Consider the following 12,461-nt stretch of genomic DNA (forward strand, 5'->3'; position numbering starts at 1 on the left):
CTTCGGCACGGCTCAGGACCCTGTCGGCGCGTCGGCCTCGATGCCCGCGAGGCGCTCACGCAACTGCTTGCCGATGACGGCCGCGCCCGCCGCGCGGAAGATCTGATCGTGCATGCCCGGCACCTCGGTGACGACCAGGTTGTCCGGTTTGCCCGTGACGACTGCCTCCCATCCCAGGTCGTGCGCGAACAGGCGTCCATTGAGCACCTGGCCACTGCGGAAGATCTGCACGTTGCCGTCATAGGGGGCAGGACGATACCGCGCCTGCTGCGCCAGCAGATATTCGATGTACCAGCGATTCTCCGAAACCATATGCTCGGAAGCGCTACCCTGAATGAGGCCGAGCTTGAGCGCAAGGTTGGCAACGCCGAGCCAGCGGACGATCCGATACTGGCTGAGGAACGAGACCATCGAGGTCTCGCCCCGCAGCGCCTTGCGGAAGTCACGCGGAATGTTGTCGGCGCGCACCTGCATCTTGCGCAGTTGCCGGTCGTGCCAGGGCATCGACTCGCGATAACCCGGGCACCAGGAATCGTTGAGAATGACGAGTTCCACCATTTCGCCTTCGCGCCTGAGCTGATGGGCCGCTTCCAGCGACAGTGCGCCGAGCACGCAGTGCCCCATCAGGATATACGGGCCGTGGGGCCGGGCCAGCCTGATCAGCCGCACGGCGTCCGCGGCGACGTCCTCGAATGCGCGCTGCGGGAACTCGCGCGGGGCACCTTCCGGCACCATCGGGATATCGATGATGGGACGTTCGGCGCCGATCTGCCGGGCCAGTTCATAGAACACGGCCGTGTTGTTGAGGGCGATGATGGGGGTGCCCGGCGCATTCTCGTTGAAGCGCACGATATTGCGCGCTTTCGCTTCCAGTTCGGTCTGACTCATGAAACCGCTGTTGCCGACGCCCGCCACGAAAGTCGCCGTAGCTTTCGCGGCAGCCGGCGCCGCGGGCAGCTTCGCCACGATCTCCACGGTTTCCAGCATCTCGCGCCACTTCGCCAGATGCGCGTCGATCGTCCCGATGTCGTAGAGGTCAGTGTCGCCTTCGCACGAGATGCGCCAGCCTTCCGGCCGACGCACCATGAAGAAGTTGAGGTCGTACAGCGCACCGGCGTTGAACGAAGGCGAGGTCGTCGCGGCGAATTCCCCGCGGCGAACCTCGTCGCCGCCGCCAACAAAGCTCTGCTGCAGGGCGAAGTTGACCGAGCACAGCGGCGGGCGATCGCCATCGGACACTTCGCCTGCCATCTCCATCATTGCTTCGAACGGCAGGTGCAGATGTTCGATCGCATCGCTGAGCTTGGCGCCGCATTGCGCCGTGACGTCAGCAACGGTGCTGCCCTTGGGCACGTCGAGGCGCAGTATGACCGTGTTGATGAGCGGGCCGACCACACCTTCGAGCTCCTGCTGGTCGCGCACCGACATCTGCGTGCCCATCGCGACCTTCGTCTGGCCCGACGCGGTTTGCAATGCCACCGCGAGGCCTGCCGCCGCCACGCTGAACAGCGTGACGCCCTGGGCTTTGGCCGCGGCGATCAGGCGATCGCTCAGCGCGGCGGGCAATAGAATCGAACGGATGACGCCCTGGAAGCGTCGCGCTTGCGGCCGGGGACGATCGCCAGGCACGTCGAAACGGCTGAAGCCCTCGAGTTCCTTGCGCCAATGGGCGCGCGCGCGATCCAGCGCGCCGCCGGCAAGGAACTCTTCCTTCCACATCGCATAGTCGCCGTGATGAAGGTCGACATCGGGGAAATCGGGATCACGGCCGGCATGGACCGCGGCCAAGCCCTCCACGAGTTCGCGCACGAGGATCGCGAACGACCAGCCATCCATGATGAGCGAATGGAAGGTCAGTTGGAGTTCGCCTTGCGTGCCCGATCTGGGCAACCACACGGCCCGGAAGAAAGAGGGCGACGACAATGCGAACGGCGTACGAGCCTGCTGCCCGCCGACGCGCCCGGCCTCCGCAAGCGCAGCCTCGGGGTCCAGACGCGTCAGGTCGACCACGTCGAGCTGGAACGGGGCCGTGCTCCAGACCTGCTGGCGCAGCCCCGCGCCCGTCATCAGAAAGCCCGTGCGCAAGACCTCGTGCCGCGCGACCAGCTCGCGCAGCACTTGCTCGATGCTCGCGGCATCGAGCGGCCCGGACAGTTGCAGCCGGAACGCGATATTGAGCGCGGAGGCCTTCGGCGATGCCTTCTGCTCATGCCAGAACCGGACCTGACACGCGGTTGCCGGGAACAGCGCGTAACTCGCTTTGGTGTCCTGATCCGGCGCGATTGCAAAGGCTAACCCGTTCATCGCTCAGACTCCCTGCGCAGCCCTGCGTTTGAAATTGAGAATCGACGGACGGGCCACAGCGGGGGCGGCCATCGGTTCTTCTCCTGGCGTGCCGTCGAGGCTCGCGGCCAGTTCGGCGATCGTGACGTTTCTCATCAGCTGGCGCGCATCGACGCCCAGCCCGCGCTCGTTCATGCGCGCGACGATGCGGAACAGCTGCAGGCTGTCTGCGCCGAGGCTGAAGAACTTCTGGTCGATGTCCACCTGTGGGAGGCCGAGCACGTCTGCCCAGACGGCCGCGATGGTGGCCTGGGTCGGCGTCATGGCGGCTGGTTCGGCCGGTGCGGCCGGTGCAGCTTCGGCTGCCGCCGGTTCGACGGGCGCCGGAGCGGGCGGCACCACCTTCAGCGCAGGCTGACGCGCGGGCGTGGCCACCATGTCGGCCGTGGGCACGGGCAGCGCCTTGCGGTCGAGCTTGCCGTTGGCGGTCTGCGGCAGGGCGTCGAGCGTCATCCACAGCGTCGGCACCATATAGGTGGGCAATTGAGCCGCGACGTGCGCCGCGACGGCGCCCAAATCGGCGTTGCCCGCATCCGCCTCGACGATGTAGCCCACGAGGCGCGCATTGCCGCTGACGGTGTGCAACGCGACGGCGGCGGCGGCCACGCCCGGCGCCTTGCGCAACGCAGCCTCGATATCCTCGATCTCGATGCGGAAGCCCCGCAGCTTGATCTGCTGGTCGCGACGGCCAAGATGCTGGAGCGAGCCGTCGGCAAGGCGCTTCGCGAGATCGCCCGTGCGGTACAGACGGCGCGGCGCGGCGCCTGCGATGGCAACCATTTTGAACGCGGCATCCGTCAGATCGGCACGGTTGAAATAACCCTTGGCGAGGCCATCGCCGCCAATCCACAGTTCGCCGCTGACACCTTGCGGCGCCAGTTGCAGATCCTCTGTCAGCACATGAAGCTGCGTGTTCGCAAGCGGCGCGCCGATCACGACAGGCCCGTTCGCCGCGACGCGCGAGGCGGACGACCAGATGGTCGTTTCAGTCGGACCGTAGAGGTTCCACACCTGCGCACCCGTCGCCAGCAGATCGTCGGCGAGATCACGCGGCAAGCCTTCGCCGCCGCACAGGATCTTGAAGCCCGCGGGCGCTTCGAAGCCTGCCTCGAGCAGCATGCGCCAGAGCGACGGCGTGGCCTGCAGGGCGGTGGCTGCCTGCTCCTTGAGCCGCGTCACCAGCTCGAAGCCGGTGCGCACTTCTTCGTGGCCCGCAATGAACGTCTGTGCGCCGACGATCAGCGGCAGGAACAGTTCGAGGCCGGAGATATCGAACGAGAAGGTCGTCACTGCGACGATGCGGTCCTGGGCCGTGAAGCCCGGGGCTTGCGCCATCGACAGCAGGAAGTTGCTCAGCGCGCGATGCGGGATATCGACGCCCTTGGGCTCGCCCGTCGAGCCCGACGTGAAGATGACGTAGGCCGAATCTTCTGCGGACACGGCGGGCAGCGTCACGGCATCGTCGTCGCTTTGCGCGAGAAGCGCCTCCAGTGCCAGGACGCGATGTGCGCCTGCATCGAGCACGCTGCGGCTCTTGCTGTCGGTGAGGATCGCGGCGATGCCGGCGCCGTCGAGAATCTGACGCAGGCGCGCGGCCGGCATCGTCATGTCAAGCGGCACGTAGGCGCAACCGGCGCGCCACACGGCGATCATCGCGGCCACCGTCATCGCCGTGCGGTCCATCGCGATGGCAACGCGTCCGTTCGGTGCGATGCCCGCCGCCACCAGCCGGCGGGCGATCTTGTTCGCGCGGGCATCGAGTCCGTCATACGTGAGGCTCACCGATTCGTCCGACACGGCCGTCGCGTCGGGCGTGCGGCGCGTCTGCGCGGCGATCATCGCCGAAGCCGTCTGCGTGAGGTCGTAGGGACGCTGGGAATCGTTCAGCTCATCGCGAAGATGATGAATCTCGGCGTCGCTCAGCAACGGCAGCGCCGCGATCGTCGTGTCGGCATCGCGCGCGATCGCCGCCAGCAAGGTTTCGTAGTGGCCGAGCCAGCGCTGGATGGTCGCTTCGTCATAGACGTCGGTGTTGAAGTCGCAGTCCATGCGCAGGCCTTGCGCGGATTCGATCACGTTCAGGAACAGATCGAAGTTGCTGTATGCCTTCGCGTTCGGCGTGAAGCGCGTGGTCACGCCGCCCATGTCGAGTTGCGCGTCGACCTTCTCCAGATTGAACTGCAGGTCGGTCAGCGGCAGCCGGTTGAAATCGCGCTTGATGCCGAGATCGCGCACCAGTGCGCCGTAGGTGTAGTTCTGCCGGTCGCCCGCGTCGTACAGATGGTCGCGCACGGCCTTCATGTGCGCCGCGAACGGCTGGTTGCGATCGAATTTGACGCGCAACGGCAGGAAGTTCACGCAGTGACCGGCGAGCAGCGCTTCGCCTGCTTGCGTTTGCCCTGCCATCGGCGCGGCGATCACGACATCGTCATTGCCCGACAGCCGGCCGAACAGCACTTGCGCGGCGCCGAACAGCGCAGCGAACAGCGAACAGCCCTGTTTCGACGCAGCGGTTTTCACCTGCTTGAGCAGATCGGCCCCGACATGACGCGTCGTCGACGCACCGTTGAAACTCTTGAGTTCCGGGCGCGGACGATCGCCGGGCAGATCGAGTTGCGGCGCCGGGTTGCGATGAAGGTTCATCCAGAACTCGCGCGTGTCGGCATCGACGCCCGCCTGATGCTGCGCCGTGGCGAAGGCGAGGAAGCTCTGCACGTCGTCGGGTTCGGCTGCCTTGCCCGAGACTTCGGCCGAGTAGAGCGCTTCCAGATCGCGCAGCACGATGTTGATCGACCACCCGTCGCAGATGATGTGGTGAGCCGTGAACACGAACGCCCACTTCTGCGCTTCGAGCCGCACGAGCGCGGCGCGCACCAGCGGCGCGCGGGTGAGATCGAACACCTCGTGCGCTTCGGCGTCGACGATCGTCGCGAGTTCCGCAGCGGGATCGGCGTGGCCCGACAGGTCGATGTGCTCCAGCGGGACGGTCGTCGCGGGGTCCACGAACATCGTGTCGCCGACGCGCGAGAAGTGCGCGCGCAACGCGTCGTGGCGGGCCATCGTCGCCGCGAAGGCGCGCTCGAAAGCGGCTTCGTTCAAGTTGCCATTGAGTTCCAGCGTGAACGACTCGTTAAAGGCCAGCGAGGCTTCGTTGCCCAGTTGCGCCGACATCCAGATTTCTTTCTGCGGCTCGGTCAGGGGAGCCTGCGTGAGTTGCGCGGGCGCGGCCTGCGGCGCGTCACCGAGAATGCCGACGCGTTGCAGCGCATCGATACTTGCGATGAAGGCGTCGCCGATCTTGCGGATGTCTTCGTCCGAATGGCTTGTCGTCAGGAAGCACGGGAAGCCTTCCATGATGTGCACGCCGAGGTAGCGCATGTAGGGATAGAACAGGCTGCCCAGCCGGTCTTCGCCCGCGAAGCTGACATAGAACCAGCTCGAGAACGATTCTGCCCGCGTTGCGATGCCGACTTTCTCCAGATGTGCGTTGATCCGCTGCACGAGGCCGTCCATCCGGGCCGCGAGGTTTTCCTGCAGCGACGGGCCCGCTGCCTTCAGATGCAGCAGCACGGCTTTCATCGCGGCGAGCACCACGGGGTGGCGGACGAACGTGCCGGCGAAGAAGGTGGGCGGGACTTCGGGCACCGACGCGTCGCCGAATTGCCATTGGCCGCCGTCGAGCGCATCCATGTACTGCGCGCTGCCCGCCAGCACGCCGACGGGCAAGCCGCCGCCGACCACCTTGCCGTAGGTCGCCATGTCGCCCTGGATGCCCCAGTAGCCTTGCATGCCGGCGGGGTTGACGCGAAAGCCCGTCACGACCTCGTCGAAGATCAGCGCGGATTCATTGGCAGCCGTGATTTCGCGCAGCTGCTGCACGAATTCCTTCGGACGCAGGTTGGGGTGACGCGATTGCACGGGCTCGAACAGCACCCCGGCGATATCGTCGATGTTAGCCTTGATCCACTCGAGGCTTTCCGTTCTCGCGTAGGGCAGCACGACCATGTTGCCCACGGACGTCTGCGGGATGCCGGGGGCGAGCGGGAACGCGCGCGGCACGCCCGCTTCGCTGCCCGGCTTGACGAGCACTTCGTCGAACTGGCCGTGATAGTCGCCGTCGAAGCAGACGATCTTGTCCTTGCCCGTCACCGTACGCGCGAGTCGCATCGCGGCCATCACGGCTTCCGAGCCGGTGTTGCAGAACGTCACGCGCTGATGGCCCGTCATGTCGGCGAACATCTGCGCGACTTCACCCGCGAGCGGCGACTGCGGTCCGATGGCGAAACCCTCGGCCATCTGCGCGTTGACGGCATCGACCACGAAATCGGGCGTGTGGCCGAACGCGGTCTGGCCGTAGCCGTTGACGATATCGATATATTCGTTGCCGTCGACATCCCAGATCTTCGAGCCCTTCGAGCGCTGCGCGACGATCGGATAGACCAGCTCTTTCCATTCCTCGCGAAAGCCGCTTGCCGTGCGCGGATCGGCGAGCACGGATCGATAGGATTGCGTACGAGCCTTGGACTTGGGTGTCTTGGCCGAATAGCGCGTGGTCAGATCGTGGATGAATGCCTTTTGCGCATCCGTCATCTCCGCCGATTTGCTCGCGCCGGGCTTGTACGCGGTAAAGCGCGTCGGACGGTTTTCCTCGAACTTGATTTCAGGGCCGGCGGCGCGTGCGGGTGCGGTTGCGGCAGCTGTCTGGGCGGCGGCCATCGCGACGGGCGCTCCTGCGCCGGTTTGGGCGGCGGTTTGCGCCGCGATTGGCGCAGCGAGTTGCGCGGGCACGGCGGCGGCCTGAACGGCGCTTGCGGGCTGCGCAGCGGCCACGGGCGCGCCTTGCAGCACGTCGAGCTGACGTGCCATCAGCGACTGCATCGCCGCGATCTGATCGCGGATCACCGACTGGATGTCGCCCGTGGCTGCGCCCGGCACGAACGGCGCGGCCGTCACAGGCGCTGCGGCCACGGCTGCGGGTGCAGATGCAACGGCCGCGGTGGGTGCCGCGACGGCGACGGGTGCGGCGACAGGTGCGGCTTCGGCGGCTGCCGGCGCGGCGGGCTGTGCCGGGTCGGGCGGCAACGTGCTATCGAGGAACTGCGCGAGCGCGGGCAGCGTCGGATAGTCGCTCATGATCTGCCGGAAGCTGATCGTGACGTCATAGCGGCGGCGCAGCTGGCGGGAGACCTGCCCCATGAACAGCGAGTCGTAACCGAGATCCCAGAAGGTCACGTCCGGATCGGAGATGTCGGGCGCTTCGCCCGACATTTCGGCAAGAAGCGATGCCAGTTCGGCGACAAGACGCGGTTTGCGATCGATCAGTACGGTTTGGTCCATGGTGGTCTGAGTAGTCGTGGTTATGGCATCGGGTGTAGCGGGCGCGGCAATGACGGGGGCGGCCGTCGCCGGGGTGCGTGTAGCAGCGGTTGCGGGTGTGGGTGCTTCGATCCAGTGGCGTTCCGGTTCGAACGGGTAGGTCGGCAGCGATACGCGGCGGGCGCCGGCAGACTGCACAGTTGTCCAGTCCGGCGTGACGCCGTTCAGCCACAGGCGGCTGGTCGCTTCGGCCAATACCTGAAGCTCGCGCTCGCGCACGGCGAAATCGGGCAGGCACGCAAGCGCGGCCAGATAACGCTCCTTCGGCAAGCCCTGCATCGCGAAGGTCGTCAGCGTGCGGCCGGGACCGATTTCCAGCAGCAGCGGCTTGTCCTGCTCCGTCACCGTGGCCAGCGCGTCGCTGAAACGCACGACGTCGCGGCAGTGTCCGGCCCAGTAGCGTCCCGATACGGCTTGATCCATCGACGCCCATTTCCCCGTCACCGACGATACATACGGAATCTTCGGCGGCGCGAACGAAAGCGTGTCCGCGACCGCGGCAAGGTCTTCGACGACGCCGGACATCATGCGCGAGTGGAACGCATGCGACGTATGCAGACGCCTGTGTTCGATGTCGCGCGCCTTCAGTGTGGCCTCGAACGCCTCGATGGCTGCGAAGGGGCCGGCCACGACGCTGAGCGTCGGCGCGTTGATGGCGGCGAGATCCACGTCGGCGGGCAGCGTGGCCTTGAGCTCGGTCTCGGACAGGCGCACGACCAGCATCGCGCCCGGTTCGGCCGACTGCATCAAGGCGCCGCGCCGGGCGATCAGATACAGCGCGTCGTCGAACGAAATCGCCTCGGCCACGCAGGCGGCGACCAGCTCGCCCACACTGTGGCCGATCATCGCCGCCGGCTTGATGCCGCGCGATATCCACAGTTGCGCGAGCGCGTATTCGACGAGGAACAGCGCGGGCTGCGCGTAGAGCGTCGAACGGATCGGATGCGGGGCGTCGTCGCCTTGCGCAGCGGCGCTGAACATCAGTGTGCGGATGTCCAGCCCGACATGCGGCGCCAGCACTTCAGCACCCTTGTCGATCCACTGACGATAGACGGGCTCGGTGCGATAGAGCGCTTCGGCCATACCCGGATACTGCGAACCCTGGCCGGGGAACATGAAGACGACGGGCGGCGCGGCTTGTGGCGCCTGTGCTTCGATCGCGCCTTTTTGCAGTTTGGCCTGGGCCTGTTCGAGACTGTCGGCGATCACGACGGCGCGATGAGCGAAGGCGCGGCGTCCCGTTTGCAGCGTCGCGGCCACATCGGCGAGCGATACGCCCGGGTTCGCGCCCAGATGTTGCGCGAGGTTGGCCTTCGCGCGTTCGAGCGCACCCGCGCTTCTCGCCGAGAGCGGCAGGATCTGCAGCTTTTCATCCGGCTCGCCTACGCTGCATTGCGCGGGCGCTTCCTCCAGCACCACGTGGACGTTGGTCCCGCCGACACCGAACGAGCTCACGCCCGCGCGCCGCGGCGTCGCGCCCTGCGCCCACGGGCGTGCCGTCGCGTTGAAGTAGAACGGGCTGTTGGTCACGTCGATAGCGGGGTTCGGCGCGCGGAAATGCGTGAGCGGCGGCAAGGTGCGGTTGCGCAGCGCGAGCGACGCCGCGATGAAACCCGTCACGCCCGCCGCGGCGTCGAGGTGTCCGACATTGGCCTTGGCCGAGCCGAGCGCGCAGAACTGGCCGCCTTCGACGCCGCCGAGGCGGAATGCCTGCACGAGACCGGCGAATTCGATCGGATCGCCAAGCGGTGTTGCCGTGCCGTGCGCTTCGACGTAGCCGATGGACGCGGGATCGATACCGGCTTCCGCGTGCGCGATGGCGATGGCGCCTGCCTGCCGGTCGACGCTCGGCGCCGTGAAGCCGACTTTGTCGGCGCCATCGTTGTTGATGCCGACACCGCGCACCACGGCGTAGATGGGGTCGCCGTCCGCGATGGCGTCTTCGAGTCGCTTGAGCAGGACCACGCCCGCGCCGCTGCCGAACACGGTGCCTTTGGCGTCGGCATCGAACGGACGGCACACGCCGTCGGCGGCGCCCATCCCGCCTTCCTCGTAAAAATAGCCGCGCTTTTGCGGGAAGGTGATCGATACGCCGCCCGCGAGCGCCATGTCGCAGCGGCCCGATCGGAGGTTCTCCACGGCGAGGCTGATGGCGGTGAGCGAGGTCGAGCAGGCCGTCTGCACCGAAATGGCGGGCCCCGTGAGGCCGAGCTTGTACGCAGTGCGCGTGGAGACGAAGTCGCCCGCGCCAACCAGCTTCTGATACTCGCCGATCTGAAACTGGCTCGTGAATTCATCGATCACACCGCGATCGGTCAGCACGTGCTTGAGGAAGTACGTGTTCAACGACGTGCCCGCAAACACGCCGACGGCACCCGTGATTGTCGCGGGATCATAGCCCGCGTCTTCGAATGCTTCCCACGCGATCTCGAGGAACAGGCGCTGTTGCGGGTCGGTCAGCGCCGCTTCGCGCGCCAGCATGCCGAAGAAGCCGGCATCGAAGCGGTCGACGTCGGTGAGGATCGGCCGGGCTTTCACATAGTTCGCGTCGCGCCGGGCGCTGTCGTCGAAACTGTCTTCGAGTTCCTCAACGTCGAAATGCGTGATGCAGTCGCGGCCCGCGACAAGGTTGGCCCACAGTCCGGCGACGTTGCGCGCCCCCGGAAAGCGCCCGGACATGCCGATGACGGCGATGGCCCCGCTATCCGCGTCGCGGCGGCGACGGGCGAGACCGGTGTGCGCCGTCGCGAGGCTTTCCCGCAGATGCGTGGCGAGCGCCTCGACGTTGGGATGGCGAAACAGATCCACCAGCGCGACCTTGGCCGACACCTCGCGCATGATGATCGCGTGCGCTCGCATCAGATCCAGCGAGCGCAGTCCGAGGTCGAAGAAGTTCGCGCGCCGGTCGGCGGCGTGCCCGAGCAGTCCTTCGAATACGGCGGCCAGCTTGCCCGCGATATCGTCGTCCATCGCTTCGACCGCTGGGTCTGCCGCGGTTGCCGTAGCGGGCGTGTCGAGTCCCGCAAGCAGGGCCTTGCGATCGGTCTTGCCGTTCGGCGTCAGCGGGAAAGTGGGCAGGATGTGCAGTTCCGTCGGCAGCATGTAGGCGGGCAGCGCGGACTTGAGATACGTGCGTATCTGGTTCGCGAGGGCGCCGGCGGCCGCGCTATCGGCTTTCGCGAAGGCGGCAATCGCTTTGCCCGTGCGGCCGTCGAAGGCCGCAACGGCGGCATCCGCGACACCGGGCGCCGCGCGCAGCGCGTGTTCGATTTCATCGAGTTCGATGCGCTTGCCGGCGATCTTGATCTGCCGGTCGTTGCGGCCGAGGAAATCGATCGCGCCGTCCGGACGGCGGCGCACCAGGTCGCCTGTGCGGTAGAGTTTCGCGCCCGTCGAGAAGACGTCGTCGACGAACTTCTCCGCCGTCAGTTCGGGACGATTGAGATAGCCGAGCGCCACGCCGTCGCCGCCCACCACCAGCTCGCCGACTTCGCCTTCGGCAACGGGAGACAGCTTGTCATCGACGATATGGACGCGCGTGCCCGCAATGGCGTCGCCGATGGGAATTGCATCGCCGTTGGCGAGCGCCGCGGCGTCGCGCGGAATGCGGTAGCAGCAGCTGAAGGTCGTGTTCTCCGTCGGACCATAACCATTGATGACCTGCAGCGCGGCATGCGCCTCCATGACCTTGCGCACGTGCACGGGCGACAGCACATCCCCGCCCGTCAGCACTTCCTTGAGCGGCGCGAACGCTTCCAGCCGATAGTCGGCGAGCGCGTTGAAGAGGCCGGCCGTGAACCAGGCGCTCGTGACACCGAGTCGCGCAATCTCGGCGGCAATGGTGTCGAGCGAAGGCTGCACCTCGCTGATGATCGCGGCGCAGCCACCGTTGAGCAGCGGGCCCCAGATTTCGAGCGTGCTCGCATCGAAGGCGAGCGGCGCGAGGTTGAGAAAGCGCGTCTGCGGCGTGAGCTCCGTGAACGTCTGGCCATGGACGAGCCGCAGGATCGCGCGGTGCGGCACGATCACGCCCTTCGGTTTGCCCGTCGAGCCCGAGGTGTACATGATGTAGGCCGGGTCGTCGCGGCCACAGCTTTGCAGCGTTGCGGGATCGGCTTGCTGTGACGACGCCATGATCCCGGCCAGATCGACCAGCGTGCCGTTCAGGGCGCCGACGCTGCCGAGTGCAGCGCTTTGCGCGACGATCAGCTTCGGCGCGCAATCGGCAACGATGAAATCGAGTTGCGCGCGCGGGTAGGCAGGGTCCAGCGGCACATAGACAGCGCCCACACGCAGGATCGCGAGGATCAGGGCCAGTGTATCCCGGCTGCGCGGCACCATGATGGCGCAGCGCTCGCCCGGTTCCAGTCCCATGGAGCGCAGAACGGTGGCGACCCGCGCCGAACGTTCGGCGAGGGCGGCATAGCTTTCTTCGCCAGTCGAATCGATCACAGCAAGATGATGGCCAAACTCCGCCGATACGGCATCGAAGCGCGCAGCCACGCCGGATGCGTGACCCGTTCCGCTCGGCAAGTTGCCAGCAATTCCATCTCTGTGTGACATGTGCCGCTCTCCAATAATGTAAATGAAGGCTTGCGGGGCTACGCATCGTGATTGGCGCGCAGCGCGCGCGTGACGGCGGCCGGTCACGGAAGGCAAGCAGCACGCGGCTGTCCACGCCGATCCGCGTCTCAAACGCTAAATTTGCGGTATTGGAAAGTTAATCTTCCGCGGGTTCCCTA

General features: G+C 66.5%; 2 protein-coding genes. Both read right to left on the reverse strand.

The features are described from left to right. Positions 1 to 12 precede the first annotated feature (12 nt). Positions 13 to 2,304, reverse strand: a complete 2,292-nt coding sequence (locus H3V53_RS15615; protein ID WP_336598706.1) for a condensation domain-containing protein — start codon at positions 2,302 to 2,304, stop codon at positions 13 to 15. Positions 2,305 to 2,307: 3 nt separating this feature from the next. Beyond that, positions 2,308 to 12,282 (reverse strand): non-ribosomal peptide synthetase/type I polyketide synthase, encoded by a 9,975-nt coding sequence (locus H3V53_RS15620; protein ID WP_336598707.1) that lies wholly within the window; start codon positions 12,280 to 12,282, stop codon positions 2,308 to 2,310. Positions 12,283 to 12,461: the final 179 nt, after the last annotated feature.

The sequence above is a fragment of the Paraburkholderia bengalensis genome, assembly GCF_037126505.1.
Classification (GTDB): Bacteria; Pseudomonadota; Gammaproteobacteria; order Burkholderiales; family Burkholderiaceae; genus Paraburkholderia; species Paraburkholderia bengalensis.

What these genes read in the sequence shown, in the direction of transcription:
- H3V53_RS15620 (WP_336598707.1), bottom strand. Translation starts at nt 12,282, where the DNA reads ATGTCACACAGAGATGGAATTGCTGGCAACTTGCCGAGCGGAACGGGT.
- H3V53_RS15615 (WP_336598706.1), bottom strand. Translation starts at nt 2,304, where the DNA reads ATGAACGGGTTAGCCTTTGCAATCGCGCCGGATCAGGACACCAAAGCG.